General features: G+C 36.3%; 16 protein-coding genes and 4 pseudogenes. 11 read left to right on the top strand and 9 right to left on the bottom strand.

The window, feature by feature from the left end; genetic code table 11:
- Positions 1–15 precede the first annotated feature (15 nt).
- The gene (locus tag ACEE75_RS04400) at positions 16–144 is read left to right on the top strand and encodes a hypothetical protein (RefSeq protein WP_257375206.1); all 129 of its coding nucleotides are present in this window, start codon (positions 16–18) and stop codon (positions 142–144) included.
- Positions 145–384: 240 nt separating this feature from the next.
- On the opposite strand, the gene ACEE75_RS04395 is transcribed toward ACEE75_RS04400, so the two are convergent.
- Entirely contained in the window at positions 385–2,253 is a 1,869-nt protein-coding gene (locus ACEE75_RS04395) for an XRE family transcriptional regulator (protein WP_414261778.1), read from the bottom strand.
- 103 nt (positions 2,254–2,356) lie between these two features.
- Between ACEE75_RS04395 and ACEE75_RS04390 the strand changes: the two genes are divergently transcribed.
- The 8 genes and pseudogenes from ACEE75_RS04390 (at position 2,357) to ACEE75_RS04355 (ending at position 7,963) form a co-directional block, all read left to right on the top strand.
- Positions 2,357–3,187: a hypothetical protein gene (locus ACEE75_RS04390; RefSeq protein WP_024388626.1), complete on the top strand. Its 831-nt coding sequence runs from the start codon at positions 2,357–2,359 to the stop codon at positions 3,185–3,187.
- Positions 3,188–3,437: 250 nt separating this feature from the next.
- On the top strand, positions 3,438–4,775 hold the full coding sequence (locus ACEE75_RS04385) for a DNA cytosine methyltransferase (protein ID WP_079268956.1): 1,338 nt from the start codon (positions 3,438–3,440) through the stop codon (positions 4,773–4,775).
- Positions 4,776–4,861: 86 nt separating this feature from the next.
- Positions 4,862–5,551 (top strand): annotated as a pseudogene (locus tag ACEE75_RS04380) (LexA family transcriptional regulator).
- 2 nt (positions 5,552–5,553) lie between these two features.
- Positions 5,554–5,721 carry a hypothetical protein gene (locus ACEE75_RS04375; protein ID WP_449173567.1) on the top strand — a complete coding sequence of 56 codons (168 nt, stop codon included), beginning with the start codon at positions 5,554–5,556 and terminating at the stop codon, positions 5,719–5,721.
- Positions 5,722–5,769: 48 nt separating this feature from the next.
- A complete protein-coding gene (locus ACEE75_RS04370) occupies positions 5,770–5,898 on the top strand; it encodes a hypothetical protein (protein ID WP_397610468.1) in 129 nt (42 codons plus the stop codon).
- Between the two features lie 4 nt (positions 5,899–5,902).
- Positions 5,903–7,318, top strand: coding sequence for a Y-family DNA polymerase (locus tag ACEE75_RS04365; protein ID WP_449173566.1), 1,416 nt, complete (start codon positions 5,903–5,905; stop codon positions 7,316–7,318).
- Positions 7,315–7,683, top strand: coding sequence for a hypothetical protein (locus tag ACEE75_RS04360; protein ID WP_044679106.1), 369 nt, complete (start codon positions 7,315–7,317; stop codon positions 7,681–7,683). The genes ACEE75_RS04365 and ACEE75_RS04360 overlap by 4 nt, the downstream gene beginning before the upstream one ends.
- Positions 7,670–7,963, top strand: a complete 294-nt coding sequence (locus ACEE75_RS04355; RefSeq protein WP_105112591.1) for a DUF5960 family protein — start codon at positions 7,670–7,672, stop codon at positions 7,961–7,963. The genes ACEE75_RS04360 and ACEE75_RS04355 overlap by 14 nt, the downstream gene beginning before the upstream one ends.
- Position 7,964: 1 nt before the next feature.
- Here the strand turns inward: ACEE75_RS04355 and ant(9) are convergent, their stop codons facing one another.
- The 8 genes and pseudogenes from ant(9) to rlmD form a co-directional block, all read right to left on the bottom strand.
- The gene (ant(9), locus tag ACEE75_RS04350; protein WP_029750077.1) at positions 7,965–8,741 is read right to left on the bottom strand and encodes an aminoglycoside nucleotidyltransferase ANT(9); all 777 of its coding nucleotides are present in this window, start codon (positions 8,739–8,741) and stop codon (positions 7,965–7,967) included.
- A 130-nt stretch (positions 8,742–8,871) separates the two neighbouring features.
- Entirely contained in the window at positions 8,872–10,092 is a 1,221-nt protein-coding gene (locus ACEE75_RS04345) for a GNAT family N-acetyltransferase (RefSeq protein WP_024399350.1), read from the bottom strand.
- 40 nt (positions 10,093–10,132) lie between these two features.
- A pseudogene (locus ACEE75_RS04340) lies at positions 10,133–10,501 on the bottom strand (class I SAM-dependent methyltransferase); the annotation flags it as partial.
- A 348-nt stretch (positions 10,502–10,849) separates the two neighbouring features.
- A pseudogene (locus ACEE75_RS04335) lies at positions 10,850–11,110 on the bottom strand (topoisomerase DNA-binding C4 zinc finger domain-containing protein); the annotation flags it as partial.
- Between the two features lie 169 nt (positions 11,111–11,279).
- A pseudogene (erm(B), locus tag ACEE75_RS04330) lies at positions 11,280–12,020 on the bottom strand (23S rRNA (adenine(2058)-N(6))-methyltransferase Erm(B)); the annotation flags it as partial.
- A gap of 121 nt (positions 12,021–12,141) precedes the next feature.
- Entirely contained in the window at positions 12,142–12,225 is an 84-nt protein-coding gene (locus tag ACEE75_RS04325) for a 23S rRNA methyltransferase attenuation leader peptide (RefSeq protein ID WP_013641314.1), read from the bottom strand.
- A 108-nt stretch (positions 12,226–12,333) separates the two neighbouring features.
- Positions 12,334–12,504 (bottom strand): hypothetical protein, encoded by a 171-nt coding sequence (locus ACEE75_RS04320; protein WP_002941306.1) that lies wholly within the window; start codon positions 12,502–12,504, stop codon positions 12,334–12,336.
- Positions 12,505–12,895: 391 nt separating this feature from the next.
- The gene (rlmD, locus tag ACEE75_RS04315) at positions 12,896–14,251 is read right to left on the bottom strand and encodes a 23S rRNA (uracil(1939)-C(5))-methyltransferase RlmD (RefSeq protein ID WP_447574220.1); all 1,356 of its coding nucleotides are present in this window, start codon (positions 14,249–14,251) and stop codon (positions 12,896–12,898) included.
- Between the two features lie 153 nt (positions 14,252–14,404).
- On the opposite strand from rlmD, the gene ACEE75_RS04310 reads away from it, so the two are divergent.
- Together ACEE75_RS04310 and ACEE75_RS04305 are read left to right on the top strand one after the other, a co-directional pair.
- Complete coding sequence (locus ACEE75_RS04310; protein WP_354367069.1) at positions 14,405–14,956, top strand: carboxymuconolactone decarboxylase family protein; 552 nt, start codon at positions 14,405–14,407, stop codon at positions 14,954–14,956.
- A 19-nt stretch (positions 14,957–14,975) separates the two neighbouring features.
- The gene (locus ACEE75_RS04305; protein WP_447574221.1) at positions 14,976–16,040 is read left to right on the top strand and encodes an acyl-CoA dehydrogenase family protein; all 1,065 of its coding nucleotides are present in this window, start codon (positions 14,976–14,978) and stop codon (positions 16,038–16,040) included.
- Positions 16,041–16,055: the final 15 nt, after the last annotated feature.

Below are 16,055 nucleotides of genomic sequence, written 5' to 3'. Positions count from 1 at the left end.
ACAAAGGAATTGGACATGCCAAAAGAACTATTAAATTTTGTTTCTGACCACATCAGCAGTTCCTTTGCTAAATCATGGTCAGCTGGCTTTATAGCTGAACTGCTATTTCTTAAAGACACAGTTAAAGCCTATAACGTAGGATAATTTCCCCATTACAAAGTATCTTTAAGAAGTCAATAAAATGTAGGATTAATCTTTACAACATAAGTATAGATCTTTGCAACCCTAAAAAACAGGTAGTCTAGACTTCCGTATCTAAACCCTATTGGCTATAATGTTCTTGATAAGAAAAAGCCTTGAAATAATCAATTAATGAGCAAAAAGCGGAAATTCAATTTCCGCTTTTTGGATTAAAAAAAAAAAGACCATCAAAAATTTGATAGTCTATAGTGTCTTCATTTGTGCTGCTTGTAATATCGTATTTATTTCAGCTAATGGTTTGTAATAACTTGTCGTTAGTAACAGTTTATAAACTTGATGCTGGTGAATTTTAGTTAATTTGTGTCCCGCCTTTTCAAGCATATCTTCGCTTATAGGAGGCATAAGTTTTAAAGCAAAACAAAATGCCAATGCTAACTCAAGCTTAGGTAGATTATCTTCTTTGGTTTCATAACTTCTGAGAGTTTTTTCCGTAATACCAACAATATTCGCTAATAATGGTTGAGAGCATTTTTTCCTCTTTCTGTGACTACGTAATGTCCCAGAGAATTCAAAAGGTAATTCCTTTAATAAATCAGAAATATTTTTTGAAAGTTTCACCATTTCTAAAGGTGGTAACTGATCCATTAAACTCGGATTCTGTAAAATCTCCACAAAGTCAGCTTTTATTTCGCTCTCTCTTGTTACCCCACGATTCAATACATAATCATAATAGTCTTCGTCAGATATGGTAGTATATTTCTTCGACTTTACCTTGAAAAGGAGACAACATTCATCCATATGTTCATAAGCATAATCAGTCATCACTGGTCCATCTTTTGTCATGGATATATATTTTTTATCTTTTAAACAAAGATGGTTATCAATGTAAAGAAACTTATTTCCATCAATGATTTGTCTGAATGACTCATTAAAACAATATTCAAAGCATAAATCATTCGAAGTGATTGTATAGCTACTTCCATTATCAAAAGCTTCAAGCTCAAAAGCGAAATTGTGCATATACCTATCATCTAAGTAATTGTAAACACCGTTTGCTTCTTTGAAGCCCAAGTCAATCATTCGAATTTTTGCTGCCTGCTTGGATACATTAAAGAATTCAGCAAGTTCATCAACCACTTCACGTACAAGTTCAGAGCGACTGATGTCAGGATTTACTAAGGTTAAAGTTTGAAATAACTCTCTAATCTTAATTTTCGTTTGAACTTTTGGCATAAGGATTCGAGGAGCAATCCCATTAGCATGCCACTCCATCCAATCAAGTGGAGACCACATGCTAGAATCTGCCTGATTTTCCTCTGTCCAACTACTAGATACTGAGTATCTATTATCAAGTATCATTCTTACTTCGTGAAATACTTTATGTAATTCCCAATGCACGCACTCATGAATGACAGTATTATTGAAAGATCCAACATTTCTCTTATAGACAACATCTTTATCTACCAATATACTTCCTTTGCTAAAATGCTTCGAGACAAGTTGGTCATTTTCTATCACCTCTACTTTAGTATCTTTAAAAACCATTTTACCAAAAACTGAATCGTCAAATGTTAACTTCTCTCGATGTATCGAAAGTCCCATCTCAGCGACAATTAACTCTACCGGTATAGGAGTTGGCTGCCTAAGTGCTACAGGATAATATTTTTTTAGAAATGATTCTGCAATGTTATCAAATTCTTTCTTAGGGATGTACGGAACCCAATCCCTACTAAGCATCAAATTTTTATTTTTTTTATATTGGTCAGATTTGAACTCTGCATTGTAAATATTAAAAACTTTAATACCTGAATCAAGCTCCATATCTACATAGACTGAAACGTACTTCGATTTCGTATCTAGTTCCATTTCACCTTTGATGTACTGACGAACAATAACATCCGCAATCACAATAATTTCAAGTTTCAGTTTAGAATTATCAACTACTTCATAGTAAATCTTATATAGTTCGAAATCATCAAACTCAATATATCCATTAGGTTCGGGCACCATGTAAGTAGATAAATCAGTATTATCTTTATTATTGAAAATGAATCCTCTAACAGTTTTTATGATTAACTCATGGTAAGTATCAAAAATATATTTATCGAACAATGAATCACCTTTAAGTAAGTGTATTTTTTAATAAGATTATAACACATTTTGTAAAGGCTTACGATTTTTGATATAATTATTTTATAAATTAGGAGGTAATGCCATGTCTAAAAGATCTGATGAATTTGAAAATAATATTGTGGAATTTGTAAAACAGAATATTAACCAACCTTTGCCAAGTCAATTACCCAAATGGATGATTGACGAAGGTATTGTACCAGGAGCTATAATTCAAGATGTAAAAGGTATAGGTAGCAAAGACAGTAAAAATAAAACAGATGTGATTATTCATTTATCAGAAGGGGCTCCAATAAAAATTTCTGCAAAGTTATTAAATGCTGACTACTTTGGAAATTGGTATGGGCATAAAAGGTTTATAGATGAATTTGGCTGCAAAGCATTTCAAAGGATGACTACTGCTGCTACTTGTTGGGCTAATAAATGGAGTGAAAGTACAAATGCACCTTTTGTAGGCGTTAGTATTTGTTTCGGTAAGAGAGCTGGAAAAACTTTTGATAATTTTACCGATATATTTAACATTGAGGATATTCTAACTGTAGCAAAAGGATACGGAGAAAGTGATTCTGTTGCTAACTGTATGTATATTGCTGATACTCCTGCTAATACACTTTCCGAACTTATTCAAAGTTTAGATGAAATTAGTATTGAGAACATAAATAAAGTAACTGAGGAATTTAAAGTTGCCTACAGACCTATCAACCCTATAACAGAAAAATCAAATAGGGGTAAGAATGTTTATTCTAAATTTAAACCATATAAGCGTTTAGATGAGCTTACGACGATTTCTAGTGCCAAACAACTATTTGAACTCGGAGAGTTTGTTACCGTTGAACCTACTAAAATCAATCACAATCATATTTTAGATGAATTAGAGAGAGACTATAATATCAAAATTCCACGTAAAGAATCATAACACAGTGGAAATTATTAAAATTAGAGTGTTTAAAGTCTAATTGTTAAAAACAATGATTCTAAATACTTATTTATTCTCTTTTCTATAATAATCCTAAACAAAAAAATATGATAATATCAATTTCTGAAAATACTAATCATACCAAAATATAATAAAAATTCTTTATTAGCTATTGTTTCGATTTATGTAAAGAAATATGGTAAAATGATTATTACAGAATTTAATAGAGAGTGCGAGAAAATCATAGATTATGTTAAGTACAAGCATAGAACCACATCAAAATTTTGAAAGTAATATCAAGACATCCGAATCCACTGAACGTTCTCGTGGTAAGTTTAAACCTGCAAAAGACTTATCACTAGATGAGATTCAGTCAGTGTTACTTAACAAAATAAAAGAAGAAACATCAAAAATCATTGAAGATGAGTTGGATGAAGAATTAATTAAAGAATGTAATAATTTCCAACCTAAAAATAAAATTAATGTTGTAAGTTTATTTTCAGGTGCTGGTGGATTAGACTTAGGTACAGAATTAGCCGGTCTGGTTACTTCAATCGGATATGATAAAGCTTTTGATGCGTTTCGCTCAAAAGAAATCTATGAAAATGAAAGAAAAAAATCAATTTTTAATACCGTATATACAAATGATATGTTTGTAGAAGCTAATAAAACTTACAAAAAAAACTTTAATCATAAAATTCTTCAGCATCAAAAAGACATACGAAAAGTAGCACACTTTCCTAATAATCAACTAATGATTGGAGGCTTTCCCTGTCCAGGTTTTAGCGAAGCAGGACCAAGGCTAATTGATGATGAACGTAATTTTCTTTACTTACATTTTATTCGCGCACTGATACAAACACAACCAGAATTCTTTGTAGCAGAAAATGTCAAAGGAATGATGACACTTGGAAAAGGTGAAGTTCTTAAACAAATTATTGAAGATTTTTCAAGTGCTGGTTATGAAGTTACTGCCCATCTAGTCAATGCGAGGGACTATGGTGTACCTCAATCTCGAGAACGTGTATTTTTAATTGGAGTCCACAAAGAAAAAATAGTGAAAAAATTTAACTATTCCTACTCCCTTCCACAACCTACTCATGGCAACCCCAACGAAATAAGCCTTTTTGCTGAAAGAAAGCCTTGGGTTACATTAAAAGAAGCTATCGGTGATTTAGAAAATAACCCTGGCCCATATTTTAAAGGTTCTTATAGTACTATCTACATGAGTCGAAATAGAAAAAAAAATTGGGATGAACAAAGTTTCACTATACAAGCCAGTGGACGTCAGGCACCTCAACATCCTGGAGGTGAACCAATGGAAAAAATAGGACATAATAAATGGATATTTAAAGGAGAAAATAGACGTCTTTCTGTAAAAGAAATTCAGAGAATACAAACATTCCCAGATTGGTATGATTTCAGTTTAGGTTCACCAATTGGAAAAAACGGTAAGCCTATTTCAGAAAATGCACTTCTTGATAAAGCATATAAGCAAATTGGAAATGCTGTCCCAGTCTTGCTAGCAAGGGCAATTATACAACCAATTTCTGATTTCTTAGCTTCTATCCATACAAACATAGAATAGCCCTACTCGTGTATGGCTATTTTATATTGCAATTTGTAGTATTTTTGTTATAATTTTGTTAAGTTATAATTTAACAAGAGGATTTTATGTTTTCAAAAGAACGTCTAAAGAATCGAAGAAATGAAAAAAAGTTATCACAATCCGAAATTGCTTCGAAAATTGGAATCAACAGAACTGCCTTTCATAATTGGGAATCAGGTAAATCTATCCCTAACCAAAAAAACCTAACAGCTCTCGCCAAAATCCTAGATGTCCCAGTCACTTATTTTGAATCTGAATACAATATCGTCAATAACTATCTTCAGTTATCTCCTGATAATCAGGTAAAGGCAGAGGACTATGTTGAGGAACTTCTTCTTTCCCAACAAGCTTCTAACGTCATTCCACTCTTCTCAGTCCAAGTGCTATCAGATATCTAACTCTCAGCTGGTCTCGGAGAAGGATTCTTTGACGAGTTTGAAACTGAAACTGTCTACTCTGATGAAGAACAATACGGCTACGATATTGCCGCATGGATTGAGGGAGATTCTATGGAGCCCGTTTATAAGAGCGGTGAAGTCGCACTTATTCGCTCGAACGGTTTCGACTATGATGGTGCGGTCTATGCATTATCATGGAAAGACTCTGTTTATATCAAAAAACTCTACCGTGATGAGGATGGATTTAGAATGGTATCCTTGAATAAGGACTATCCAGAGAAGTTCATCCCTTATGAGGATGAGCCAAGAATTGTTGGTCTAGTTGTGGGACACTTCATGCCTGTAGAGGGGGTATAATCATGAAGCTAAAGGATATTTTAGAACTTGGAACGTATGGTTTCAACCCTGATTGTAAAGTTGAAATTTTCAATATGGACAACTTTGAAGAACGACTAGAAAATGAAGATTCGATGAAATTCTTATTCCTCAAAATGAGGATGCTAAAATCTATCCTTACGCTTTTTTGATAGAAGATTCTATTTTAATTACTATGACCGAGGAGGATGACAATACCAATGAATGTTAAAGAAATGATTTACATCAAAGACGAACGTATTATCGTCACCACTGACAAATTCGAATACGACATTACTGACTATATCGGAGAACTTATCGAAGAGCTTGAAAAACTAAAAAGGAGATAATCCCATGGGCTATATCGACTATTCTATTGAACCTCAAAGTGACATAGCCTTCCTCGATATGAAGTCCTTCTACGCTTCGGTAGAATGTGTGGATAGAGGTTTACATCCACTCTACACATCACTGTGCGTCATGAGCCGAGCGGATAACTCGGCAGGATTGATTCTCGCTTCTTCTCCAATGTTCAAGAAAGTCTTCGGTAAAGCTAACGTAGGTCGTTCCTACGACTTGCCATTTGATATCAACACTCGAAAATTCAGCTATCAAAATGCATGGAAACAGGGAATTGAGGTAACACCGAAGTATCAATCGTTTATTGAACACTGGGCAAAGCGTACACTCATCGTTCCTCCTCGAATGGACAGATATATTGAGAAGAATCTAGAGATTCAGCATATCTTTCAAGACTATGCTGCTCCTGATGATATTCTGCCCTATTCAATCGATGAAGGCTTTATTGACCTTACTAGCTCACTCTCTTACTTTATTTCTGATAAGTCAATGTCAAGGAAAGATAAGTTAGATAATGTTTCGGCTATGATTCAGAGAGATATTTACCGTAAAACAGGTATTATCTCAACTGTTGGAATGAGTAATTCCAATCCTCTTCTAGCTAAACTAGCTCTAGATAATGAAGCTAAGAAAACTGCTACAATGAGAGCTAACTGGTCATACGAAGATGTAGAAACCAAGGTATGGGCCATTCCAAAATTAACAGACTTTTGGGGGATCGGTAGTAAAACCGAGATTCATTTACAAAAACTTGGTATTCATTCAATCAAAGTACTAGCCAATTTCAATCCTGATATTCTCAAAAAAGAATTCGGTAAAGTCGGTGTTCAACTTTGGTTTCACGCCAATGGAGTTGACGAGAGCAACGTCCATGAACCCTATAAACCAAAATCACGAGGATTGGGTAACTCACAAGTACTTCCTAGAGATTACAGAACCCAAAGAGAAATTGAAATCGTATTAGCTGAAATGGCTGATCAGGTTGCTAATCGACTGCGTTCAGCCCATAAGAAAGCTACTATCGTTTCTATTCATATTGGATATTCTAGGACTGAAATGAAAAAATCTATAAATGCTCAGAAAAAAATTGACCCCGCAAATCTCCCAAAAACAATGGTAAGCCATGTACTTGAATTATTCCGAAAGAAATACACCTCTGGTGCAGTGAGACAAATTGGTGTCTCTTATAGTGGCTTCGTAGATGAAAACTATACCCTACTATCACTATTTGATGATGTAGAACAAATTGAAAAAGAAAATAGACTTCAGACAGCTATTGATGTTGTCAGAGAACAGTTTGGCTTTTTAGCTATTCAAAAAGGAACCGTCCTAACTGAAGGTTCCAGAAATATTGAACGCAGTAAACTTATCGGCGGTCATTCCGCTGGTGGATTGGAGGGATTAAAATGATTGACCGTTCATACTTACCATTTCAGTCAGCAAGAGAGTACCAGGATACGAAGATGCAAAAATGGATGGGATTTTTCCTATCTGAGCATACATCAGCACTTACTGACGATGCAAACAAAGTAACGTTTATGTCAGATTTGTCACTAGAGAAGAAACTGTTACTCCTCAGTCAAGTATACGCTGGACAATTGAACACGCGCATCTATGTAGTTGAAAAAAACAAGCGTGTTTCCTACACTGGTACAATACCAAGTCTGACCAAAGATTTCATTTTGATAAAAACTCCAACAGGTCACATCAATTTGAAATTGAAAGACATAATTAGTATTGAACTTGTAGAGGAGGTGCTCTATGAATCAGCTTGAGTTTCAGCGTAATCACCTACAGATGGACTATTTCAGCGAGAGCTACCAAGATTTTGAACGTGACTTCTACCGCTACTCCAACATGAATATTCCATTGACATTCCTGACTGATGATATCCTAAAAACAATGGCGACTTCTCGCAAGAATTACTTTGTCCTAAATAAGGAAAAGGCTAGAGATAACCGTGATCACTACTTTATTTTCAAAGTGGAACCAATTGAAAGCAATAAGCTCATCAGAAAATATGTCTACCTAAAGACTGTCACTACTATAAACTAAATTAGAGATTAAGGGAAGATTCTATAGACTTCTTCATATAATTAACGAGTTCAGTCACCTCAGACTCCATTCCTTTCCACTTATCAATATACTCTCCCAGATAAGCCTTGCTTGCTTTGTCAAGTAAAATGGCATACTCAAAGGGTAATTGAGGTATTGCCCATTCAGCTGCCAGATCTTTTGATCTGATTTCACCAGTAGATGCTGTCAGCCACATTCTGGCTAAAGTTAAAATCACATTGCGTTCATCACCTTTAATGCTAGCTATCAACCCAGGCAAAGATTCTTTAATTGCTTTTCGAATATCTGTCATTGGCACAGGCTCAATTACTTCTGTTGCCTTTGGTCCCAAAAGGTTGATACTATTTTTTCTTAGTTGTGCTAAAAGTATTGCTAAATCCGGATCATAAGTCGGCTCAGGAATTTCTCCCTTTTCAAACTGCTCTCTAAGCCACTCGCCGTACATAAATTCATATTTGGGAGGAAAATGCCAAGGAATAATATCTTTTTGATTAATGACTGTAACTTCAAGAGGTCTCATATCTTTTGTGTTTCCTATTTTCCCAGATATAAGCATTAGTCTGTCTGTAAGATCTCTTCGAGTTCTTTCAGATAAACTACGATTTATTACAACCAAAATATCTACATCGCTATTAATGCGTAATCCTCCCATAACAGCAGAACCGTACAAATATATACCCACTAATATACTATCGAGTAGCTCCTCTATAATTTTCGATGCTTGAATTGCTTCTTTCGGTATTTCTTTGTTATTCATATTCTCGAATGCGAGCTCCTTTCGCGCAAACTTTCTGGGCATCCCGACACATATCTCGAGACCTTTATGGATGTAATTGGGGATGATTCCTTGGGCTTATCCCGTACATTTAAATTCCCGTACATTTAAATTAAAACTGGTTTATTTTAGAAGATTTTACTGCTTTCAAAAAATCCTCAGGTGCTTCTGCAAATTGCAGCTTTTCAAAATCTTTTTGCGGCATATGTTCTTTTAGAATGGTTAAACATTCCTCCAAATCATTTTTTCTATATCCGATTATTGGGTCTGTTAAAAAAGCAAATCCAAAATCAGAATACAATTTTATTGCTCGAAAGCTGGATGGTTGTGTATGAAGAAATACCGGATAGTCATTCTCTTTAATACTTCTCATAACAATGGAAAGTAAAGCTCTACCAATGCCTAATCCTTCATAGTTTTTCCGGACTTTAAACCAATGTATTGTAGAAATTTTTTCATATGCCTTCCACGCAAAGCACGTCCCTATAGGAGTATCATTTTTATCACAAACAAATAAACACTTCTGAAAAAATAAATCTTCTTTACTTCCGTATACATCATTAAAGTATTCCGTCATAAACCCATTATATTCTTTGGCAGATTTCACATCGTCAAACGGCATCTCTTTCCATATATCCAGTTCATCTCTTCTACATGTTCTAACATGATACTCATCTGACAACTCAGAAATGGCATTGAAATTTAATGCTTTGCACATCATAAAAAGATTTTTCTCAGGAATCCCATTTTCTAAATTCAAACTAGCTCGTTCCATGATTTTCTGTATTATGGACGTTTTGGCGTCCGCATAGTGTTGAACATGCCTCCATTTATTCTTTGCCAAGTTTCGCTTAACTTGTGCATATTTGTCTCGATCAGCATCATTAGTCCGCAACCAATCTCGAAAACGGAACATTCTATCAATCTCTGATGTGCCCGAACTGAACACATGCAGATTGATGTCGGTATCGGGTCCTTTGAACAGGCGGTGTTCGAACCACTCGGGTTCCCGAATCCGCAATATATAGCCAGCTGATTCCAATGCCGGAACATAGGATAGCTCGTCGGCAGAGTCCTTCACAACCAGCAGCATATCAATTATTGGTTTGGCACAAAGCCCCGGTACCGAGGTCGAGCCTACATGTTCAATCTGCAAGGCTTTGTTGCCGAGTACTGAACGAATCCGGTTCGCTTCCTGTTCAAACAAATCAGACCAACTTGGATCGTATTCGACAAGAGTAATCGGTGCATTGTGCGGCTTAAGTTCAGCAACCATGTTTTTTTGCAGCTCTTCATCACTCCTTGGTGTGGAGTTATTTTCAGATAGCATCATATCGCACTCCTTTGCTGTTTATGTTGCGGGTGTTTCAATTTTATCTTTTCTCTTTTTTGTTGGCCGATACAATCAGCATCATGGGACGGCGCATTTCATCCTGCATCCCCGGAATATCCATCATGTTTTCCGGAGGCTGCGGCTCCACAATATGATTTATTATAAAACCATTTGAAAGCAGTGTATTTAGATATGTGGTCAGTGTTCTATGATATTTTGTAACCTTTTCTCCCAAAAACACAGCTGTCCGTTTGCCCTCATAATAATAATTATCCACCGGAAAATGCAGTATTTCTCCTTTTTCGTTATAATGCCAGTCTTGTGTTCCATAGGCAGTAAAAACAGGATGTTCAACCGTAAAAACTAGCTTACCACCAGACTTCAGTATTCTATATATCTTTTTTACTAACTCAACTTTCGCAGCATGAAATGGGCAAACAGGCCTTGATGTAGCTGGGTAAAGTTGCAATCCATTGCTGGAGTTGACGTTGAATCAGAGCCGAAAGCTTTTTTCCTGCTTTCGTAGCGATTTCGTTGATCAGATCGAGCAGTTGCTGCAAGGCGATGGCCCAGTCCAATGTGCCAACTTCGTCGCACAACACATAAAACAGACCGCCGAACGAGCGAGCATCCGTACTTTGCCGATGCTGCCAGGCCAGCAAAATATAGCGGGAGAATACAATCGTCGTATGCTTGTGATTTGTGATAAGTGATTTGTGATTAATATATAAAAGCCCTCTTTAAAGGGCTTTTATGTTTATTTTGAAAAAGAGATAAAATCAATATATCCCTTTTCCCCAATTTTTACAACAGCATTGTAGGGCTTTTTCTCTTTGTTTTTGATTCCTTTTACCAGGGTTTCTTTTCCCTCCAGTAATTCTTTTACATTCGTTTTGGTTAGTTTTTTCTTTCTAAAATGTTCAGCTAAAGTAAACTTACATTCAGGATAATTTGAACAACCATAAAACGATTTTTTTAATACAATATTGTTGCCACACTTAGGACATTTTCCTACAAGGGGTCCCGAGCGCTTAGTGGGAATTTGTACCCCTTATCGATACAAATTCCCCGTAGGCGCTAGGGACCTCTTTAGCTTCTTGGAAGCTGTCAGTAGTATATCTAATAATTTATCTCCATTCCCTTTAGTAACGTGTAACTTTCCAAATTTAAAAAAGCGACTCATAGAATTATTTCCTCCCGTTAAATAATAGATAACTATTAAAAATAGACAATACTTGCTCATAAGTAACGGTACTTAAATCGTTTACTTTGGCGTGTTTCATTGCTTGATGAAACTGATTTTTAGTAAACAGTTGACGATATTCTCGATTGACCCATTTTGAAACAAAGTACGTATATAGCTTCCAATATTTATCTGGAACATCTGTGGTATGGCGGGTAAGTTTTATTAAGACACTGTTTACTTTTGGTTTAGGATGAAAGCATTCCGCTGGCAGCTTAAGCAATTGCTGAATCGAGACTTGAGTGTGCAAGAGCAACCCTAGTGTTCGGTGAATATCCAAGGTACGCTTGTAGAATCCTTCTTCAACAATCAGATAGATGTCAGACGCATGGCTTTCAAAAACCACTTTTTTAATAATTTGTGTGCTTAAATGGTAAGGAATATTCCCAACAATTTTATACCTCTGTTTGTTAGGGAATTGAAACTGTAGAATATCTTGGTGAATTAAAGTGACACGAGTATTCAGTTTTAATTTTTCTGACGATAAGTTGAATAGATGACTGTCTAATTCAATAGACGTTACCTGTTTACTTATTTTAGCCAGTTTCGTCGTTAAATGCCCTTTACCTGTTCCAATTTCGTAAACGGTATCGGTTTCTTTTAAATTCAATTGTTTTATTATTTGGTTGAGTACTTTTTCACTCGTTAAAAAGTTTTGAGAATATTTTATATTTTTGTTCATGTAATCACTCCTGAAGTGATTACATCTATAAACAAATACAGAAGTTAAACGATTTGTTTGTAATTTTAGTTATCTGTTTAAAAAGTCATAAGATTAGTCACTGGTAGGAATTAATCTAACGTATTTATTTATCTGCGTAATCACTGTTTTTAGTCTGTTTCAAAACAGTAGATGTTTTATCTACATTACGCATTTTGAATACCAACATGACGAATCCCTCCTTCTTAATTACAAATTTTTAGCATCTAATTTAACTTCAATTTATAGTATAACACAACAAGATGATATGTTCAATATAAAAGTTATGGAATGAGTCTCATACTTCCAATTCGATGCCAGATTTAAAGGATATGACGAAGTGTTCTTCATAGACTGTAACGCTCTGGATTATCTTCCTTAGTAGCAAGCGATTAGCTTTCACAAAATCTTCTGTTTGTAGTTTTAAAAATTCATCAGGATTTTCTAACTCAACCTCAAAATATTTCATTTTACATTCCCTCATTTCATTTATTGATAAATTGAGTTTACAAAAAAGAGTGGACAATTTTTGTCTACTCTTAACCTTTAAAATAGTTTTTTTTAATCGATTTGAAGTTGCCTAAATTATTACTTATTCGGTAAAATGAAGTATTGCTTTCAACAGATTTCCTTCAACTACACTTCACTTGATTCAAACAAGGTGGGTACGTTTCTATTCCCACAAACTCCTTGTCAATGGAAACAAACACGTACCCACAGGGTAAATGGAAATAGAAACTGATAATTTCTAGCTATCACTTCTACTCATTCCAAAAATTTTCTCACTCTGATACTTACCCACCATAAAGCAAAAAGCCTTGCAACAAAGGCTTTTCATTATCCCTTTCGTTCCAAGGTTTCTAGGCTTTTACGAGCAGTGCGACACACTCGACGTGATGCGTTTGCGGGAAGAGGTCAACGGGTTGGACTTTTTTGAGTTTATAGCCTAGCTCTTCATAGCGCTTGATGTCACGCGCCATGGTAGCAACGTTACATGAGATGTAGGTAATTTTCTCTGGTTGCATGGCAACACTTGATGTGATAAAACTTTCGGTCAAGCCTTTTCTCGGGGGATCGACTAAGATAACATCGGGTTTGATACCTTTCTGACTCCACTCCTTCATGGCATCTTCTGCTGTCGCACAGACGTAGTTGGCATTTGTGATACCGTTACGCTTAGCATTTTCCTTAGCATCTTGAACAGCGGAAGCGACCACTTCAACTCCGTAAACTGCCTTTACCTTTTTAGCAAATGAAAGACCAATTGTCCCAATACCTGAGTAAGCATCAATCACCACACTATCTGATGCCAAATCTGAAAAATCAATAGCTACTTGATAGAGTTGCTCAGCCATTTCGGTATTAACTTGATAAAAGGATTGAGCTGAAATAGCGTAACTATTTCCTAACATGCTATCAGTGATGGTATCCTGACCATAAAGTGTTTTAAAGTCTTTTCCAAAAATCGCATTAGTATTTTTATCATTGATATTCTGAATGACTGACACTAAGTTAGGAAAGTCTTTCACTAACTGCTCAATGACTTGCTCAATACGGAAAATTTTAGGACGCGTCGTTACTAAGACCAACATGAGATGCCCTGAATAATGGCCACGACGAACCACAATATTACGAATCAAGCCTGTCTGCTCCTTTTCATCGTAAGGCTTAAGGTCAAAACGACGCAACAAATCTCGTGTCGCTAAAATCAAGCGGTCAATTTCCTTGTCCTGAATATAGAAGTCTTCAATAGGGATCAAGTCATGCGAATTTTTACGGAAGAAGCCTGTTTCCAACTGACCCTTAACACGACGCACAGGTACCGCAGCTTTATTACGATAAGCAAGAGGTGCTTTCATTCCTAACGTTTTAGGAATATCAATAGCTGAAATTCCTGCAATCTTATACAAACTATCTTTAACCTGCTTAGTTTTAAAGTCAAGCTGGGCACCATAGGTCAGATGCCCTAGATCTGCAATACCAGATCTCAAGTATGCCAAATCAACATTTTGATTACGATGCTCTGAATAAGACAAGTATTCCTCAACCTTACCGTACCCCATTTTCTTATTGAGCTTGAGCACCCGCATACGAATACGTTCCCCTGGAAGTGCATTGTCAATAAAAAAGACTAAACCATCAACCTTAGCTACTCCAGCTCCTTCATGGCTTAAATCAATAATATCAACCTCAACAATACTATTTTTAACTAACATTCTTCCCCCTTAGTTTTCTTCTACAAGAATCATTCACTGCTCTCTATTATAGCATATATAACTAAAATTTATGGTCTATCATAAAAAATAAAGATTATCCAAATAATTCCGTAACTGATATCCTATTAGTAATTACTTTTTAAGGAGAACGATATGCCAAATTTAACAATACATACGATTGAGACTGCACCCGATGAGGTTAAAGATACGCTAAGAACGGTTGAAAAAGATAACGGTGGCTATATTCCAAACTTAATTGGACTACTAGCTAATGCCCCTACTGCTTTAGAAACTTATCGTACAGTAGGTGCAATCAATCGACGCAACTCTCTGACACCAACCGAGCGCGAGGTTGTTCAAATTACTGCCGCTGTAACTAACGGTTGTGCCTTCTGTGTAGCAGGGCACACAGCTTTTTCCATCAAGCAAATCCAAATGCCACCAAATCTTCTTGAAGCACTCCGCAATGCCACACCAATTGAAGATGATCAAAGATTAGATACCTTAGCAAAATTCACCATTGCTGTGATTAACACCAAAGGTGCTGTTGGAGATGAGGCTTATAAGGACTTCCTTGATGCAGGCTTTACGGACCAAAATGCCCTTGACGTCATTTTAGGTGTCAGTCTAGCCACTCTCTGTAACTATGCTAACAATTTAGCCCAAACACCAATCAATCCCGAGCTAGCAGCTTACGCTAAATAATGAAGGAGAAAACCTGCCTATGACTTATTTTTCAACCGAATTTATCACTTGGTTAGACCAACATGCAGACCAACTGGATCAAGAGTCAGGAGAACTCGCAGATCAATTACTCAAAAAAATTGCTCAGTTTAATGTGTTTAAAATCGGAGTTCCTAAAGAACTCGGTGGACTTGGTGGCGATAAAACAGATGTTATTGACCTTCTATCTGAGCTAGCTGAACATTCTCTCACAGCTGCTTTTATCTCCTGGGGACATCGTACCTTCATTGAATATATTCTTACCAGTCCCAATCCTTATCCACGTCAAACCTGGCTAAAAGACCTACTCGATGGAGACATCGCTGGGGGAACGGGTTTATCAAATGCTGTCAAATACCTGTCTAACATTGAGGAATTGAATGTCACCATTAGCCAAGAAGGAGATGATTTCTACCTTGATGGTCGCCTGCCTTGGGTTACTAACCTGCGTTCAGATCGTTTTCTAGCTGTTTTTGCGGCTGGTTTTAAGGATAATCGCAAGCCTTGGATTTTAGTCATCCCATCTACTGCCGAAGACCTCACCCGTTCGCCTGATTTAGAGTTTGTCTCCCTACAAGGTGCTAATACAGCTGCCCTTAGCTTCAACCATGTCAAACTAGATAAGAACTGGGTCTTGTCTACAGATGCTCCTGATTATATTGCGCAAACACGACCAAGTTTTCTAGGTTTTCAATTTGGGCTAGCACTTGGTCTCGCTAAACGCTCACTATCAGAAGTCCAAAATAGTCTGAATAGCAACCGAAGCGTTCTAAAAAATGACTATCAAACGACCCTAGCACAATTAGAAGCGATTCAAGGCGACCTATTCCAAGGATTGAAACGTGACAATTACTTTATCCAACACCCTAAAGAACTCTTTCAACTACGTATTGATATCGTCGATGTTGTTGCAGCAAGCCTGCTCCTAGAGCTACAAGCCAGCGGAGGACAAGGGTACTTTAAGCAATCGTCTTCCAGTTTTATCCGTCGTTGGAACGAAGGAGTCTTTTTACCAATTGTCACACCAAGCGCCGTGCAACTTCGCCATATCTTAGCTAAAGCGTAAAGTAAGTGAGACGGC

This window comes from Streptococcus sp. 11273D007BT, from assembly GCF_053547195.1.
Note: the sequence above shows the minus strand (reverse complement) of the source record. Positions and strands in the feature narration are given on the sequence as shown.